General features: G+C 61.3%; 19 protein-coding genes. 9 read left to right on the top strand and 10 right to left on the bottom strand.

Translation table 11 applies throughout. The features are described from left to right. On the top strand, positions 1 to 1,084 hold a 1,084-nt coding region (locus GNZ13_RS16835), incomplete at its 5' end, for an IS1634 family transposase (protein ID WP_456238726.1). A gap of 32 nt (positions 1,085 to 1,116) precedes the next feature. Beyond that, a complete protein-coding gene (locus tag GNZ13_RS16840; RefSeq protein WP_456238727.1) occupies positions 1,117 to 1,920 on the top strand; it encodes an IS1634 family transposase in 804 nt (267 codons plus the stop codon). A gap of 10 nt (positions 1,921 to 1,930) precedes the next feature. Here GNZ13_RS16840 and GNZ13_RS16845 read toward each other — a convergent pair whose 3' ends face one another. From GNZ13_RS16845 to GNZ13_RS16855, 3 genes are all read right to left on the bottom strand, one after another. Next, positions 1,931 to 3,397, bottom strand: a complete 1,467-nt coding sequence (locus GNZ13_RS16845) for an FAD-binding oxidoreductase (protein WP_172166396.1) — start codon at positions 3,395 to 3,397, stop codon at positions 1,931 to 1,933. Next, positions 3,398 to 3,658 carry a hypothetical protein gene (locus tag GNZ13_RS16850; protein ID WP_172166398.1) on the bottom strand — a complete coding sequence of 87 codons (261 nt, stop codon included), beginning with the start codon at positions 3,656 to 3,658 and terminating at the stop codon, positions 3,398 to 3,400. 142 nt (positions 3,659 to 3,800) lie between these two features. After that, complete coding sequence (locus GNZ13_RS16855; RefSeq protein ID WP_172166400.1) at positions 3,801 to 4,640, bottom strand: phytochelatin synthase family protein; 840 nt, start codon at positions 4,638 to 4,640, stop codon at positions 3,801 to 3,803. Positions 4,641 to 4,882: 242 nt separating this feature from the next. On the opposite strand from GNZ13_RS16855, the gene GNZ13_RS53830 reads away from it, so the two are divergent. Further along, a complete protein-coding gene (locus GNZ13_RS53830; protein WP_328807240.1) occupies positions 4,883 to 5,179 on the top strand; it encodes a DUF1289 domain-containing protein in 297 nt (98 codons plus the stop codon). Between the two features lie 48 nt (positions 5,180 to 5,227). Here GNZ13_RS53830 and GNZ13_RS16865 read toward each other — a convergent pair whose 3' ends face one another. Next, positions 5,228 to 6,373 carry a GGDEF domain-containing protein gene (locus tag GNZ13_RS16865; RefSeq protein ID WP_172166402.1) on the bottom strand — a complete coding sequence of 382 codons (1,146 nt, stop codon included), beginning with the start codon at positions 6,371 to 6,373 and terminating at the stop codon, positions 5,228 to 5,230. Between the two features lie 357 nt (positions 6,374 to 6,730). Between GNZ13_RS16865 and GNZ13_RS16870 the strand changes: the two genes are divergently transcribed. Further along, positions 6,731 to 7,105, top strand: a complete 375-nt coding sequence (locus GNZ13_RS16870; RefSeq protein WP_172166405.1) for a hypothetical protein — start codon at positions 6,731 to 6,733, stop codon at positions 7,103 to 7,105. A gap of 571 nt (positions 7,106 to 7,676) precedes the next feature. Here the strand turns inward: GNZ13_RS16870 and GNZ13_RS16875 are convergent. Continuing rightward, complete coding sequence (locus GNZ13_RS16875; protein ID WP_172166408.1) at positions 7,677 to 8,021, bottom strand: cupredoxin domain-containing protein; 345 nt, start codon at positions 8,019 to 8,021, stop codon at positions 7,677 to 7,679. Positions 8,022 to 8,054: 33 nt separating this feature from the next. Next, the gene (locus GNZ13_RS16880; protein ID WP_172166411.1) at positions 8,055 to 9,023 is read right to left on the bottom strand and encodes a metallophosphoesterase family protein; all 969 of its coding nucleotides are present in this window, start codon (positions 9,021 to 9,023) and stop codon (positions 8,055 to 8,057) included. Positions 9,024 to 9,268: 245 nt separating this feature from the next. On the opposite strand from GNZ13_RS16880, the gene GNZ13_RS16885 reads away from it, so the two are divergent. Both GNZ13_RS16885 and GNZ13_RS16890 read left to right on the top strand, forming a co-directional pair. Next, positions 9,269 to 9,460, top strand: a complete 192-nt coding sequence (locus GNZ13_RS16885) for a hypothetical protein (RefSeq protein WP_172166414.1) — start codon at positions 9,269 to 9,271, stop codon at positions 9,458 to 9,460. 96 nt (positions 9,461 to 9,556) lie between these two features. Further along, on the top strand, positions 9,557 to 10,312 hold the full coding sequence (locus GNZ13_RS16890) for a hypothetical protein (protein ID WP_407945643.1): 756 nt from the start codon (positions 9,557 to 9,559) through the stop codon (positions 10,310 to 10,312). Between the two features lie 43 nt (positions 10,313 to 10,355). Here GNZ13_RS16890 and GNZ13_RS16895 read toward each other — a convergent pair whose 3' ends face one another. After that, complete coding sequence (locus GNZ13_RS16895; RefSeq protein WP_172166417.1) at positions 10,356 to 11,003, bottom strand: glutathione S-transferase family protein; 648 nt, start codon at positions 11,001 to 11,003, stop codon at positions 10,356 to 10,358. A gap of 82 nt (positions 11,004 to 11,085) precedes the next feature. Further along, positions 11,086 to 11,421, bottom strand: coding sequence for an ArsR/SmtB family transcription factor (locus tag GNZ13_RS16900; RefSeq protein WP_172166419.1), 336 nt, complete (start codon positions 11,419 to 11,421; stop codon positions 11,086 to 11,088). A 135-nt stretch (positions 11,422 to 11,556) separates the two neighbouring features. On the opposite strand from GNZ13_RS16900, the gene GNZ13_RS16905 reads away from it, so the two are divergent. Beyond that, the gene (locus GNZ13_RS16905) at positions 11,557 to 12,498 is read left to right on the top strand and encodes a LysR family transcriptional regulator (RefSeq protein ID WP_172166421.1); all 942 of its coding nucleotides are present in this window, start codon (positions 11,557 to 11,559) and stop codon (positions 12,496 to 12,498) included. A 5-nt stretch (positions 12,499 to 12,503) separates the two neighbouring features. Here the strand turns inward: GNZ13_RS16905 and GNZ13_RS16910 are convergent, their stop codons facing one another. Continuing rightward, positions 12,504 to 13,118 carry an HAD-IA family hydrolase gene (locus tag GNZ13_RS16910; protein ID WP_172166423.1) on the bottom strand — a complete coding sequence of 205 codons (615 nt, stop codon included), beginning with the start codon at positions 13,116 to 13,118 and terminating at the stop codon, positions 12,504 to 12,506. 199 nt (positions 13,119 to 13,317) lie between these two features. Between GNZ13_RS16910 and GNZ13_RS16915 the strand changes: the two genes are divergently transcribed. Both GNZ13_RS16915 and GNZ13_RS16920 read left to right on the top strand, forming a co-directional pair. Next, complete coding sequence (locus tag GNZ13_RS16915) at positions 13,318 to 14,220, top strand: patatin-like phospholipase family protein (RefSeq protein ID WP_172166425.1); 903 nt, start codon at positions 13,318 to 13,320, stop codon at positions 14,218 to 14,220. Beyond that, a complete protein-coding gene (locus GNZ13_RS16920) occupies positions 14,207 to 15,082 on the top strand; it encodes a YkgJ family cysteine cluster protein (protein ID WP_216674885.1) in 876 nt (291 codons plus the stop codon). The genes GNZ13_RS16915 and GNZ13_RS16920 overlap by 14 nt, the downstream gene beginning before the upstream one ends. A 31-nt stretch (positions 15,083 to 15,113) precedes the next feature. Here GNZ13_RS16920 and GNZ13_RS16925 read toward each other — a convergent pair whose 3' ends face one another. Next, entirely contained in the window at positions 15,114 to 16,265 is a 1,152-nt protein-coding gene (locus GNZ13_RS16925) for a branched-chain amino acid ABC transporter substrate-binding protein (RefSeq protein WP_172166427.1), read from the bottom strand. Between the last annotated feature and the right edge of the window lie 132 nt (positions 16,266 to 16,397).

Here is a 16,397-nt window from a genome sequence, read left to right on the forward strand (position 1 = left end):
GAATACGCTGCGCGCTCTCGCCGGTCGAAGCGACTTCCTGTACGTGGCCGATTCAAAACTTTGTTCTCGAGAATCGCTAGACCATATCGATCGCGCGGGTGGACGCTTCGTCACCGTGTTGCCCCGCACCCGCCTGGAAGACGCCGAGTTCCGCCAGTGGATCCAGACCAACACCCCTGACTGGACCTGTGTGTGGGACCGTCCCAATCCGCGCCACAGCGACGGGCCGCGCGACTGCTGGTACGTCTTTCGCGCGCCGCTGCTGTCGGCCGAAGCGTGGCCCGTAGTATGGGTGTGGAGCCCGTTGTTGACCCTGCGCCAGGAGGCACGCCGACGCAGGAACATCGCCGCGGCCACTGAGGAGTTCCAGCAGTTACGCGCACGGCTGGCCGGCTCGAAGACGCGGCTGCGTGGCGCTGCCGAGATTGACCTGCACATCAGGACGATTCTCGAGAAGCACCACGTTGCCCGCTATCTGAAGGTCCATCGTACCGTGCGCGAAGAATACGAGTACAGGCAAACGCGCCGGGGTCGCCCGGGTCCCGAGACTGCTTACCGAAAGATCACAAAGCGGCGCTTTGACATTGAGTGGAGCACCGACGAACAGGTCATCGCTTACGACCACTGCAGCGATGGGATGTACCCTCTGGTTACAAACGATCGCAGTCTGTCACCGGCCCAGGTGCTGCAGGCCCACAAGGGTCAGCCGATGATCGAGAAGCGCTTCGAACAGGTCAAGACCGTACACGAGATCGCACCGGTGTTCCTGAAGGATGAAGGCCGTATCGAGGCGTTCTTCACGCTGTACTTCCTTGCACTGCTCGTGCAGGCGCTCATTGAACGCGAGCTGCGCCTTGCCATGAAGCGTGAGAATATCGACGAACTGCCTCTTTATCCCGAGCAGCGACAGTGCGCACGCCCCACGACCGAACAGATCCTGCGCCTGTTCAGCCTCGCCGAACGTCACCGCCTGATCGATGGCGCACACACCGTGCAGGTCTTCGACGTTCCTCTCACTGATTTGCAGCGGCAACTTCTCGGGCTACTCGGCGTCCCTGAAGGCGCTTTTCGCCCGCCAGACTAGCGACGAAATTCGCGCCAAATTGTGTCCTCGACGTGCGGAATGTAAGGCTCGAGCTGAGCTCGCCGGACTACCCCGGTGAGCGCCTGGTGGCCTGCCGCAATGAAGCGCTGGCCCGGCTGCGCGCGCACAAGCGTGAGGAGCTATTGGCGGCCACCGAGCGCCACCTCGAGAAGATCAAGGCCCGCGTGGACGCGGGCAAGCTCAGTGGGCAGGACGCGATCGGCGTGCGGGTGGGCAAGATCATCAACCAGTACAAGGTGGCCAAGCACTTCGATCTGAGCATCGCCGACGCAGCCCTGTCCTGGGCGCGCAAGCAGGACAGCCTCGCCAGCGAGGCGGCGCTCGACGGCCTGTACATCGTTCGCACCTCAGTGGCCGCCACGCAGATGGATGCGCCCGAGTGCGTGCGCAACTACAAATCGCTGGCCAACGTCGAGCGGGCCTTCCGCTCGCTCAAGACCATCGACCTGAAGGTGCGCCCAATCCACCACCGCAAGGCCGATCGGGTGCGCACGCACATCTTCCTGTGCATGCTCGCCTACTACGTTGAGTGGCATCTGCGTGAGGCCTGGCGCGAGTTGATGTTCGCCGATACCGAGCAGCAGGCCAAGGCCACGCGCGACCCCGTGGCGCCAGCCAGGCGATCCGCGTCGGCACAAGCCAAGGCCGCTACGCATTGCCTCAGCGACGGCACTCCAGCACACAGCTTCGCCACCCTGATGGCCGAGCTCGCCAACCTCGTGCGCAATACCTGCCGCACGCCAAACGCCGGGCCCGACGCACCCACTTTCGAAATCACCACCAACCGGCTAGCCCGAAGTTCCGCGGTGAGGTAGACGAGTTTTCTTAGTGATTCAAGGGTTCGGCTGGAAATCGGGGTTCTGTTTTCTGTCTACGGGCGGATCGTTTGGACGAGGGCGAGAGCACGCTCGTGCCCGGGCTCGGGGGGAAGCAACTACGCGCGGCTAGCCCGTTCGCATGCTGCCAGTCGGCTTCGAAGAAATTGCTCTCGGACAAGTAGGTGCCCGGGCCGTGGACGATCGTGCGTAGTGTCTGCGAGGCCTGGGCGATTCTGGTTGCGTAGCGTCGTCCCTTCGCTTCGTCCGGTTCGTGGCCTGACATGCCAGGGAAGGCCGGCGCGCCCTCGCCTGAAATGATCGCCAGCGCAAAAGCATCCAGTACAGCTGGGTTCATTGGTGTGTCTCTGGTCGCGTTCAATGCATCGGCTGGCGCGCCCGCCAGACCTTTGTTGAAGTGCAATGAGACCGTCCATTGACGGGTGCCCCCGAATAACGCATCGATCAGGCGGCCCCGCTGTGCTTGCGTCAGCAGCGCAACAGGCAGCCATGTCGAGGTGTAGCCGTACAGGTATTGACCCGCTTCGCCGACGTTGTCCGCCCAGAAGACGTTCGCTGTCGAGGCGCCCGGACGATCGTCTGCCTTCAGTGCGCCGGGCGCGTGCTGCATGATGAATCCGGCGTCCCAGAAATGTCGCGCCGGTACGCCCAGCACTTGAGGCGGCGCTGTCGTGCAACCGTGGGCGGTGTCCGCGATCCAATCGAAAAACGGTTGCCAGGCTCGTGCGGCGGCGTCCCGGTTCATGCCCTGAAACAGCATCGAAATAGTGAGCGTGTTGTCGCCGTGGAAGGCCACCGTTTCGCCCCAATGCTCGCTCACCAGATGGTCGGCGCTGAATGCGATGAACTCGCCGATCAATGCCTTGAACGCAGCGTCCGATGATGCCGTCACCGTCGCGCGTATCACGCCGAACTGGTCGGGTAGCTCGTGCGTGCGTAGCGTCAGGCTCGTGACGACACCGAGACTGCCGCCACCGCCGCCCTTCAATCCCCAGAAAAGATCCGGGTGCGAGCATGCATTCGCGATTCGTACCACGCCGTCGGCTGTGACGACTTCGGCCTGCAGCAAACTCGCGGCAGCGGTGCCGAACTTCTTCGAGAAATTGCCGAAGCCGCCGCCTTGCACGAGCCCGGCAACGCCCACGGTCAGGCAGCCGCCGCCTTGCACGTAGCGACCGCCTCGCGTAGTCACGGCGTCATACACGTGGCCCCACAGTGCGCCGGCGCCTACCGTCACCGCGGGTTCGGGCTTCAGCCGCCCTTCGCATCCTGCCGGCACGAACGCATCGTGTAACGTGATGTCGCGCATGGACCGCGTCCAGATCAGCAGCGAGTCGGCCGCGTTCGATGTGCCCTGGTAGCTGTGACCACCGCCCTTGACCACCAGTCGCAGGCGATGCTCGCGGGCGAAGTCGACCGTGCGTGCGACGTCCTTCGCGTTGGCCGCGGCCACCACTTAGGCGCTCGGCGCCGATGTCCACGCATCGAGCCATCCTGATGTCTGCGTCAGCGCAGGCGTGTCACCAATGTAGTACGGGTTCTTCAGGCGCCCGAAGACTTCCATGCACGCGGCATTCGCAGGCGTTTCTGCGCAGATCGCCAATGGCGATGTAACGGCGCTCAAGCGGCCGCCTACTGCCTGATTCAGATCTTGCCAGACTTCTGCCGACGGCCATGACGGGTCGCCGGGCCGCCAGCGGCGTTGCGTCGGGCCCATCGCCGGTTCAGCTGGAACGTTCGATGCACTCTGTGCGTGCGCAGGTGATCGCAAGGCTGCGCTCAGCAACGGGGCGGCAAGCGCTCCCTTTAGCAAAGTCCGTCGGTCGAGTGCACACATTGCGTTGCTCCACCTTCGAAAGTTAGTTCGCTCGCGCACCGATAATCACAATGCCGCGTGAAAGTCCGCTCACGTTATCGACCGCCAGGGCTCCTGCGTACAGTTGCGTGACCGGCACCCATACCGCCGGATACTTGTAGCGCGCAACATCGAGAAGCAGCGCGCTATCGCTTGCAGCGTCGTATGCGGCAAGTGGCGACCAGTGGCCGCCACCTGCTTCGCCTATCTCCACCCGCCTGAAGTTCAATAACGCAAAGCGGTCGTTGTGGCCCGTCGTGTCACGAATCAGATCGCGAAACTGATCGAGCCTCAGATCGCTGGCATGGAATGTCCTCACCTCGACAGGAAATGCGTTCAGGGCCGCGCTGAGCTGGTCGAGCGTCATGCCCTCCTTCGATACCCGCGCGGCGTTAGCCACCTGCGGATCGACGCTGCGAAAGAAATCCTCTTGCGAGAAGTATGGGAAATCCGGGTACTGCGTCGACTCGGGACGGCGGATGCCCAATGCATTGAGCGCCATCACCGAGGTCGCGACCGAACAGTAGGCTTCGTTGCGTTGGGTTTCGAAGTACTGCGAGAGCGGCCAGTACGACTGCTTATGGGCTGTGGCCATCAACCGCTGCTGGCCTGCCGGTTGCGTCAACGCAATGAGGTTCGGAGGAACGGGCAGCGGCCCATCGGCTGGGCGTGCCGTGCCCGATGCAGGGGCCTGATGCGAATCTTGATGCGAGATTTGATCCGCGGCCTGATTTGCAGCCGGTGGCAGCGGCGCACAGGCCGTCAGTGTTGCCATCAGTACAGCAACGATCCACTCAGGCCGGCTTTCGCGCTTCACGGCGCGCATCAACGAATATCTGGACATTAACCCTTCCGTTGCGGATGACTTCGGAACGACTTCGGCCGTGCCGACGCATTTCATCCCATATCGGCAAGCCCCGCGGCAAGCCCCGATTTTTTAACACGAAACAGATCGGCGCGTGAGCCTGCGCGCGAGGCGCATGGTTGTTCAGTCGCTTGCTATACTCCCGCGGGCCAATTCTGGACAGCGCGATCGAACAGCTTATCGACGTCGCTCACAGCTAATTCAAGTAGATCGGATTCAAAATGAGTGACTTAAAAAGCGCTGCGTGTGGCGCAGAATGCGACCCTACCTCTCCGGGTGCATTCGATAAACAACAAAGTCAATCCAGCGGAACCGATGCTCCGATTATGACGGTTCCTTCGCCTTGCATTGACATCTGCAAAATCGACGGAAATACGGGCTTGTGCATCGGCTGTCTGCGCACACGCGACGAAATTCGCGGATGGAAAAACATGCCCGACGAGCTGCGCGTCCAGTTGATCGATGAGCTATCGCTGCGCAAGGCGAAGCTTGCGACCGAGAAGGCGGAGACGCCGTAAAGGCCGTAAAGCGGGCCGTAAAGCGGCGGGCATCATCGAACGTATGGATCAACTCGCCCGCTCAGCGAACGCGTAACTGTTCTTGCCGCTGCGCTTTACCCGGTACATCGCCTCGTCGGCCGCAGCCACTAGGCGATGATAATCGTCGACAGGTTCAGGAAAACTGGCGATACCGACGCTGGCGCGAACCCGTCCGACCCCCATCTCCTTGTCCGTTTGAACCACGCAGGCGATGAGCCGCCTAGCGATTTCGCCCAACTCCGCATTCGTCGAAAACTCACGGACCAGAACGGCGAATTCGTCGCCGCCGATGCGAGCGACGACATCGACTTTACGCACCGACTCACGAAAGCGTCTCGAAACCGCGATCAGAAATTCATCGCCGACGCGGTGGCCGCGCGAGTCATTGACCTGCTTAAATCCATCCAGATCGACATACAGCACGGCAATTCTGGAAGACGCCGTGAGCGCTGGCAATTTCGTCGCCGCCTCTTCGAGCGAGGCAAACAGCTTGCGCCGGTTCGGCAAGCCGGTCATGGCGTCGTGCAGCGCCGCCCATTCGAATTCGTGCGACCGGCCTGCCAGCAGGCGATTCCGTTTCGCATACATCCCCAGCGCGGTGATCAGCATGCAGAACAGCAACGCCGCCGACGCGATCAGCGTGTACGCAACGCGGGCAATCCGCACGCGCAGATCGGCGCTGTCCGCGTCGCGCTGCGCTCGCCACCAGGTCGACACGGAAGTGAGCACGGCATCCGTGTCGCGCAGATCGGCGTCGGGTATAAGCGAGGCTGGAGGCAGACGCGGTGCTGCCGACGGACTCGCATTCACCAGCGCTGCGAGTGACGCGAGGCGATGGGCGAGTTCGGTTCGCGCGTGCTGATACCCGGCGGCTCTGGCTGGCGTGGCGTCGGGCAGTTGCTGCCAGATGCCGACCAGACTCCGGGCGCTTTCCGTCCGTTCGACCGCTTCGAGAACGAGCCCCGCGTATTCCTGCTTCAACTGATCGGAAAAGATCGTCCGGATCTGCAGCGCAAGATACAGAAGACCGATCAGCAGACAAACCAGCGCGGCGGCGGCGATCGCCGTCGGGCCCGGCCCGAAGCGGATTGCGAGAGCGCGCCCACGAGCGGCGCGTTGGGTACGAGTCCGTTCAGGGATGGGAATAGGTGTCTTGCTTGCTTCCGGTCCCATGCTGGCGATAGCTTACGCGACGAAAGAACGAACTTATCCGGGCGAACAGACTGCCCTTGTGCCTGGCGTTTGCCGTCGAAGAATATCTACGATCCTGTTGCGCGAGACGCGCATCTCTGCCGGGCCGGCCTGACGCCCAATGCTGCGCAACAGGATTGGACGGGGACGCCGCGCGGTTAGCAGCAGAGGAAGAAGACGCGGCCACGGCGGGTGCTGCGTCGGCCAGGCTCGTTTGGCTACCCGTAGGCGCCGGGAGTCGCGTAACCGGGCCGGACCAGGAGGCCAGTTTTCCTCCTTTTTCGTCTTCGTCCGGTGTTGCCGCTGTGGCCTGCGTTTGTGCTGTTGCCGGTGTACCTGTTGTGGCCTGTGTTTGTGCTGTTGCCGGAGCACCTGCTGTGGCCTGCGTTTGTGCCGTTGCCGGTGTACCTGCTGTGGCCCGCGTTTGTGCCGTTGCCGGTGTACCTGTTGTGGCCTGCGTTTGTGCTGTTGCCGGTGTACCTGTTGTGGCCTGCGTTCCCGTTGCCGCCGATGTCACCGCCGCTCCTTGCATACCACCCGCAGTCCCCTGCACTGTCGCTGTCGCCGCCGATCGCGGTCCTGCCGCAAGAGTTGCGGGCCGCGGCGGTGCATTCGAACTCGCCAACGCCTGTCCTACCCCCGCCGACGCAGCCGTGCCAAGCGCCTGCCGCGCGCCCGTCATGGCGTCGGCATACGCTTGCTGGTCGTGGTTGAACCAGATGCCGTACGCGACCGTACCCACCACGCCAAAGGCCAACGCGCTTGCCGTCGCAATACATAGTGCAAGACGTCCGAATCGCACGGGCGGTGTTGCAGCCGACGGCTCAGCGCCAGCGTCGAAGTCAGTATCCGGGTTCTCTACAGCAGATTTTTGCAAGTCGGTATCGTTGAACATCGCACTACTCTCCGGAATCCTTACGTCTGACATGTCGTCAGATTTTGCTCATACGATTCAGCGGTGGTCGATCTGGAGTTGTTGGAAGAATTTATCCCGCTTGGGCGGCGGCGACAATACGGCAATGCTGCGCTTTAAACGACAGCTTTGCGAGTCCGCTGTGCATCGAAATAACTGGTAAAAGGTTCAACGCCGTGCAAATCCGCGGGCTGTGCCGCGAGCGCCGACAGGCCGCTTCCACGCTGGGTTGGAAGCGGCGATGCGGGCATACATCGCGGCTCTCTGCCACGCAATAAGCACGCCAACATCGAACGTGCTAATCGGCAGGCACCGCTTAAAACGCTATGCATGTCCGGTGGGGCGCATGGCGCCCCACATGGGATCCGGCACCTATTGCACCGTGATCGTTTCTTTCATATTCGGATGGATGCCGCAAAACACCTTGTACACGCCCGGCTTGTCGAACTTGAACTGGAACGTGTCGTTCTGATCGAGTGCGGCGGAGCGAAACATGCCCGCGTCGTTCACCACTGTGTGCGGCTCGCCGTCGAGATTTTTCCACGTCACTGTCGAGCCGGCTTTGACGGTGAGCGCCATCGGCGAAAACATGAAATTCTTGATGACTACGGCGTTGGGCGTCTCTGCTCGCGCAACGGAAAGTCCCGCCGACGCCGCGATGAGCACCGAACTCCCGAGCAATACGAACAACGCACGGTAGATACCACTAGTTTGCATAACTGATCTCCTGCGAGAGAAATAATTCCGAAATCAACCGAGTGTCGTGTCGGCAAGCGTCGCCTTGAGCGGACGACGCACGATCTTGATGCTGGTCACGCCGAGCATCTTTGGGAGCTGATCGCTCGCTACCGTGAGTGGCCCAGGGCCGGGACCATCGCCGGCGGTCGGTTGCGGATAGGCTGTCGAGCGGGCGGTATGGAACGTGATATTGCCTTCGACCTTCGAGACGATCTGGTGAATATGGCCGTTCAGCACGGTCACCGAGCCAAAGCGCTTCAGATAATTCATGGCCTGACCGGCATCGCCCGTGCCCCACCCCCACGGCTCGTAGATCGTCCACATCGGCATGTGGGCAAAGACGACGATCGGCGTGCTGGACGAGCGGCCCTTCAGGTCATTTTCGAGCCAGGCGAGTTGATCGTCGCCAAGGCCACCCAAGCCGTTAGGTTTGAAATGCATCACGTTGACGAGCGCGACGAAGTGCACGCCGTTGTGGTCGAAGCTGTAATAGCCTTTATTGTCCGAAGCCTTGCCGAAGCGGCTGAAATATTCGGTTCCGGGGCCGTCCGTCACGTCGTGTTCGCCGGGCACGGTGTGGAGTTCCGTGATATTCAGACCCGACATTAATTGCGCCGCGAGATCGAACTCCGCCGGCTTGGAAAGATGCGTGATGTCGCCTGTGTGGATGGTCAGCGCAGGCTTGACCGGCATGGCATTGACGTAGTCGATCGTCTGCTTGAGCGTGCCGGCGACGTCCGGGTTGGCTTCTTTATTGAAGCCGATGTGCGAATCGCTGATCTGCAGGAAAAGCGGCACGCCCATGGACGTCGAGGATGATTTCGCGTCGGCCGCGAGGGCCAGCTCCACTGGCGTGAGAATGCCGCCTGCAAGAACGAACACCGTGCCTACGCCGCCGAAAGCGAGACATTTCAGCGCGCCGCGGCGGGATGGGTTAAATGCGGGTTTGATTGCAGAATCGGATGAATGATCTGACGACATGTTGACCTCACGATAAGGATTCGCAGGCAAACCGCGGGATCATCCGGCGGGCCATACGACTCGGTTCATCAGGAAGACTGCCGCGCCGCCGGTTTTATTCCAGGAAAAGGAACCAGAAAAAGAAAAATGGCGTTGGCCGGCGAATCCAGCCGCTTAGGCTTTCATGTCTGGCGCCGGAACAAATGGGAATAGCCGCGCCGTGGCGGCGGTCATGCAGATGAGAGAACCTGAAAGGAGTAGCCAACATGGACATCATCGGCATGGCCCGCGCCTCGGGCATGGCGGTCATCCTCGACGGCAGGATTGGCCGCGAGGAATACCAGAGCGTGTGCGGCTCGCTATCCGCGTTGCAGCGATTTGCCGACGCGGTGCGTCAGGGTGCGGTGCAACAGAGCGGACGTCAGAAGCGCACCACCCCGCCCGCTCGCAAAGCATGAGGAGGATGACACGGCCGGCGCGGCGGCATGCTCGACATGGCTCGACCGCGCTCTCCCAAGCCGTTTCCGGAGCATACAAATTGAAAGGAGGGTAATGTGCGACCGGAATTGCTGCCCGTTCTCCGCCGCCTGCAACTCGGATCGGGCGTGGTGCTGCTCATTTATCTATTTTTTCACCTGGTCAATCATGCGCTCGGAATCTGGTCGCTCGATCTTGCCGGACGCGGACTCACGTTCGCTCTGTGGATCTGGCATAGCGTGCCCGGCACGATCCTGCTGTACGGTGCGGCCCTTCTCCATTTCGCGCTGGCTGTGCGGACGATTTACGGGCGTCGTCACTGGGCGCTCCCGCCCGCCGAATGGATCCGGCTGTGGGCCGGATTGAGCCTGCCGCTGCTGCTCATCCGGCATGCGGTTACGACGCGCCTCGCGGCGTCGCTGTATGGTTTCGAGCCGAACTACGAGCGGATCGTGATATCGCTGATCACGAGCGGCACGCAGGGTCTGCAGCTTGCGCTGCTTGCGCCGGGCTGGATCCATGGCTGCCTCGGCGTGTGGTTTCGATTGCGTCACTATCCAGCGGCGCAACGCGCGAGACCTGCACTGCTTGCCCTGCTCGTTGTTTTGCCATTGCTATCCGCGGCGGGTTTTCTGCGGATGAAGCGAGCTGTCATAGCAATGCATGTGTTCCTCCCTGCGCCTGATTCGAAACTGCTGGCGCACCAGCTTGCGCTCGATACATGGCGTCACAGTCTTGTCACGCTTTATCTTGCCGTAGTCGTTAGCGCGCTTCTGGCGGGTCTGTTGCGGAATTGGCTAGAGCGTGTGCACCGTTTGCCAACGGGCGAGTAAGGCCATGGCGAGTGCAATGACCGCGCAGCACATCGCCGTGTCTTCAGGCGTTGAGCGCAGCGTTCGCAGCCGAGGTCGCCGGGCGCGCCGGAAACGGATTGCGCCATGCCTCGATCGCGTTCAGTTGATCGTGCCAGCGCCGTACTTCCGGAAATTCGTCGAGCGGCATCGCCGCGCTTTTCGCATAGGGCAGCGTCACGGCAACGGAAAAGTCCGCGATCGTCAGGCCGTCGCCGAGCAGCCACTTGCGGCCTTTGAGGTGCTGATCGAGCACGCCGGCAAGCTTGCGAAACCAGCCCTGCCCCTCAGCGACTTTCGACGGATCGGGTTCGCCGAGTCCGAACGCCGGCTTGATGATGTGCTCGAAGTAAAGCGAGCCGGTATGCCGGTAAAAATGCTGGCTGTTCCAGCTCAACCAGCGCACGACATCGATCTGCCGGCCATCATGCGGCCAGAGGTCGGATTCCGCGCGCTGCGCGAAATGGCAGATGATGGCGTCGGCTTCCCAGAGGCTTCTGTCGCCGTCGACGAGACATGGAACCTTGCCATTCGGATTGATCGCCAGATAATCCGGTTTGCTTTGTTCGTCCTTTTTCAGATCAACGAAGGCATATTCAATCGGTATGCCTAAATATTTTGCAACTGCGCACGTTTTCCGTGGGGCCAGCGTTTCAGCATAATAGAGCTTCATTTTCGACCTCGGTATGAGTTGAATTCGATTCGATGCGCATCAGTTTCCTTCGCCTGCCAGTTTGGCCATGAGCGCGCCTCGGTCACTCCTCGTGCCTCTCCACAAAATCGGCAAGCCGGTCGAGGCTCGCGGACCAGAAACGCTCATAGCGCCTCAACCATGCCATTGCCTCCTCCATCGGCCCTGCGACCAGATCGACCGAAACGGTCCGCCCGTTCTTTGTACGCGACACCAGACCCGCGTCGCTCAGCACGTCGAGGTGCTTCATGACCGCAGGGAGCTTGAGCGGCAGCGGCCGCGCGATCTCCGTGATCGACAGGCCGGGCTCCCGTTCGAGGCGAGCGAGGATGGCCCGGCGTGTCGGATCCACAAGGGCGGAAAACGTACGATCGAGTTGACTGACTGGAGACTTTGCCATATGGTGAACTATAGACGGAGAGTAAGCGGTGTCAAGATTTTTGTGGGCGGCTCACATCGCGCGTAGTCTTGATTGCAGCCCATCGCCAGTCCGTTCTAGACTGCGGATCGGCCGCATTCGAGAGGACAACCCGGTATGGATATTCTTCAAGCGATGGCAGTGTTCAAACGTGTCGTCGATGCGTCGAGCTTCTCGAAGGCGGCTGATTCGCTGGAGATGCCGCGCGCGTCGGTGTCGACCCTCGTGCAAAACCTGGAGAGCCATCTCGGGGTACGCCTGCTGAATCGCACCACGCGCAGCGTGCAGGTCACCGACGACGGCGCGCTCTACTACGAATATTGCGCGCGCATTCTGGCCGAGGTTTCCGACGCCGAGTCCGCGTTGTCGAACAAGCGGCTGAACCCGCGCGGCACGATTCGCGTCGACACGTCCGCCACTTTTGCCGCTAACGTGCTGCTGCCCGCCATGCGCGATTTCAATACGCGCTTCCCGGACATCACCGTGAAGCTGGGACTGGCCGACCGCAACGTCGATCTCGTGCAGGAAGGTGTCGATTGCGTGATCCGGATCGGCGTTCTCGACGATTCGAATCTCATCGCGCGACCGATCGGCAGTGTCCGCATGAGCATCTGCGCCGCGCCGGCGTATCTCGAGCAGATGGGCGAGCCCGCTACGCCCGACGACCTCGACCGCCATCGAGCCGTCAATTATTTTTCCGCGCGTACGGGGCGTACCTATCCATTAGAGGTTGAAGTGGACGGAGCGCGGATCAGAAAGCCACTGGACGGCATACTCGCGGTCAACGAAGGACTGGTGTACGTCATGTCCGCGATTGAAGGATTGGGGATGATTCAGGTTCCGCGCTTCATGGTCGCGAAGGCGATCCAGGCCGGCGCATTGCGCGAAATCCTTCGCGCCTACCCATGCCCGCCTCTGCCGCTTTCTTTGCTGTATCCGCACCGGCGTCTGAGCATGTGCGTGCGGGTATTCAGCGAGTGGGTTCACGAACTCGCGCAAAATAATCCGGACCTCAACGGCGAGGGATTGTCCGGGGAAGTCGCATCTCGCGCGGCTTGAACCCGCTAGATCAAACCGCGCCGCGCCAGTTCTTCCGCCAATGCGTCGGCGCTCACGAACTTGTACCCCTGCAGACCGGCATCGAGCGCGCCGGTCACATTGGCGTCCGTGTCGTCGATGAAAAGCGTTTCGGCCGCGGACGCGCCAAGCTGTTCAAGGCAACGAAGATAGGGCTGGGCCGCCGGCTTCGCCGCGCCAAACGCGGCGGATGCATACACGTGAGGGCCGAACACGCGCGCGGCAGGCGGATTCAGATAGCCGATATGGTCGGTAAACAGACGGCAGTTGTTCGTGAGCACCGCGATCCGATGACGCAGCGCGACGCGTTCGGCGAGCGCGAGCACGTCCTTGTTCGGCGTGATCGATGCGTGGCGCGCGCTTAGCCAGTCTTCCCGACTCACGGGATAGTTCAGCAGTTCGCCGAGCGCGCCCAGATAGTCGTCGTCGCTGATCTGCCCCGCGTCGGCACGGGCTTCGAGCCCGGATCCCCAGATCGCGTGACGCACTGCATCAGGCGTCTGACCAGAAATCGTCGCCAGACGATCGACCCGCGCTGAGCGGTCGTAGTACGACAGAACGCCCTCCATGTCGAACAGGACTAGCGTGATGGGTGCAGTCATGCTGTTGTCCTCGCGTCGAAAGCTTTTAGAAATGAGGAACCGGAGTTAAGCACAGTCTTGACCGGAGCCCTGACCGCTGTCTTCGGATATTAAGCTCCATCCGCACGGGTTGCCTGCGGTCGTGCCACACTTAGGGGATACCGAACGAACGCCGAAAACCGCGAGAACAATCCGGGTACCAGCAGAAGCGGAGGCCAACATGTCATCGATTGAATCCACACTGTCCGATCCACCGCCGCGCGCCCCGCTGACCGCCTTCGTGTTTGCCGGCGGCGGCAGTCTGGGTGCGATAGAAGTCGGCATGTTACGGGAACTGCTCAATCGGGGCGCGCATGCGGATTTCGTAGTCGGCGCATCCGCGGGCGCGATCAATGCCGCCTATTTCGCGGGAAGTCCGACTCGTGACGGTGTGGCAATGCTCGAGGCGTTGTGGTGCCGGATCCGTCGACAGGACATCATGCCATTCTCGATGCTTGGGCTGCTCGACATGGTGCTACGGCGCCGTCCGCATCTCGTGGAGGCTACGGCACTGCGCAGGCTGCTCGAAAAGAACCTTACATTTGCGCGCGTGGAGCAAGCTGCGTTGCCGTTGTACATTGTCGCGACCGATGTGCTTTCGGGTAACGAGATCGTGATATCGTCCGGCCCGGTGGTGGATGCAGTGTTGGCAAGCGCGGCGATTCCCGGGGTGTTTCCGCCCGTACGAATCGACGGCAAGGATCTCGTCGATGGCGGTGTCGCCAATAACACCCCGATATCGGTTGCAGTCGCGCTTGGCGCGACCCGAATTGTCGTACTGCCCGCGGGTTTCGCCTGCGCGCTCGATGCGCCGCCGACCAGCGCGATCGCTCAGGCCACGCACGCGCTCACGCTCGTCATTGCACGCCAGCTCGTTCGCGATCTGGAGTTTTACGCCAACCGCGCGGAGATTTTTGTGGTGCCCCCGCTTTGTCCGCTCGACATATCACCTTACGATTACACGCAATGTGATCGCCTGATTGACCTTGCGGCCGGGACAACACGTGCCTGGCTCGATGACGGTGGTCTTGAACGCGCTTTCATTCCTGGCGAATTGCGCGAGCATTCGCATGCAGCGGCTTGAAGCCCGCCGCCCCAAATTTTTTACGGATCCCTGTAAGAATTTCGAATCTGCCTCGACTAACGACAACGCCAATATTTTTGAACAGGGAATCAGGGTGAATGACATCAATTTCGAATGCACTGCATGCGGCAAATGCTGCCACGACCTGCGCCTCGCGCTGACGATTGCCGAGGCCATCGCCTGGCTGGAGCGCGGCGGGCAGATGGAACTCATTTGCGAGGCCATACCGTGGCCCGTTGAGCCGGAGCCCGGCAATGCGCAAGCTGAGTACAAACGGGCGCGGTCCTCACCGGCAATGAGCGGAAGCTTGCCGGTCCGCATTTCGATCGTTCTCGCCGCGGCATTCGACGGAGCATGTCCCAATCTGGGCGCCGACATGCGCTGCGGTATCTATGAACAAAGACCGCTGGTATGCCGGATCTACCCCGCTGAAATCAATCCGTTCGTCGTGCTGGCGCCGGAAAACAAGGCGTGCCCTTCTGATGCATGGCAGAAGACGCCGCTGCAAAGGCAGGGAGTCCTTGTCGATGCGACGACCGTCGAGCGGATCGAGCAGTCGCGTCGCGCGAATCAGCTCGAGGCGCCACTGCGCATGCAGGTATGCCTCGAGCTGGGACTGAACAATGCTGCGCTCGCAAACGAAGGCTTTGTCATGGTCTCACCGGATAGCGAAGCGCTGTTGACTGCCCTGCGCCAGATTCACGCCACCGCCAGACCGCAAGAAGCCGCCGCGCAGTGGACATTCGTTTCGAATCGCTCCGAGACAGTTGAAACGCTCCTTTCGGTGGGGGCAGTCGGTCACCTAGCTGAGACCACCCCTGCCGGCAATTCCCGGTATCACGGTTTTTTCCCACCCTCATAAACGCAAACCACCGGCGCCTTCTGGCACACAGTTAGACGCCGCTCCCGCCCACGGTCTTGATGCTCTTCCATTGTCCCTGCTGGACTTGGAACAGAGTGTACGGCGGCTTGATCAGATCGCCATACGGGTCAAAGGTGATATTGCCGGTCACGCCAGTGACCTTCACTTTCGACAGCGCATCCACGATCTTCGCGCGATCGAGCGAGTCGGCGCCGTGAATCGCCTTGATCATCGCGAGCGCGGCGTCGTATGCAAACGGCGCGTACAGTTCGACATCCTGATTGAAGCGCGCCTTATAGCGCTTGCCGAACTCCTGCGCGGCAGGCAGCTTGTCGAGCGCCGGGCCGGGTTCGAGATCCTGCGTACCGTCACCCGCGGTGCCGGCAATCTGCAAGAAAGCATTGCTCTTCAGCGCGCCCGCGCCAAACAGTTGCGCTTGCATGCCCACCGAGCGCATCTGCTTGACCAGCATCGCACCCTGCTCGTCCAGACCGCCGAAGAAAATCAGGTCGACGTTCTTGCTCTTGAGCGTCGTGAGGATGGCGCGGAAATCCACCGCTTTGTCATTCGTGAACTCGCGATCGACGATGTTGCCGTTCGCTTCCTTTGCGCCTTTTTCGAACGCATCCGCGAGCCCTTGCCCGAACGCCGTACGATCGTCGATGATGCCGATGCGCTTCGCCTTCATCTGCTCCACCACGAAATGCCCGGCTACGACACCGCCAATGCCGTCATGCCCCATGGTGCGGAACACGTTTTTGTAGCCTTGCTTGGTGAGTTGCGGATTGGTCGAGCCCGGCGTGATCATCGCAACGTTTGCCTGGTGATAGACCGTCGAGGCCGGAATACTGCACCCCGAGTTGTAGTGACCGATCACGCCGACTACGCCGTCGTCGACCAGTTTCTGCGCAACCTGAATCGCCACGCGGGGGTCGGCCTGATCGTCCTGCACATCGAGCACGAACTTGACCGGCTTTCCGCCAATCACCGGATGCTTCGCGTTCTCTTCATCGAGCGCCAATTGAGCGCCGTACTGCAGGTCCTTGCCGACTCGTGCGACCGGGCCGGTCAACGGCCCGACGAAACCGATCTTGACGACTTCAGGATCGGCCGCCCACGCAGACGGTATATATGTGACGAGTGCGCAAACTGTGGCACTCAACAGCCAATAGCGGCGATTCATGATGCGCTCCTTGCGAGATGTAACGTCGCGCGATATGTAAGTTGGCCGATCCGATGCGCGACGCGTCGAAACCGTCCTGCGATGCCTGTCGTGAAGCGAGAAAACCGGTGCGCTCAAAGCCTCTCTATCAAA

The organism is Paraburkholderia elongata (assembly GCF_013177735.1).
Lineage (GTDB): Bacteria > Pseudomonadota > Gammaproteobacteria > Burkholderiales > Burkholderiaceae > Paraburkholderia > Paraburkholderia elongata.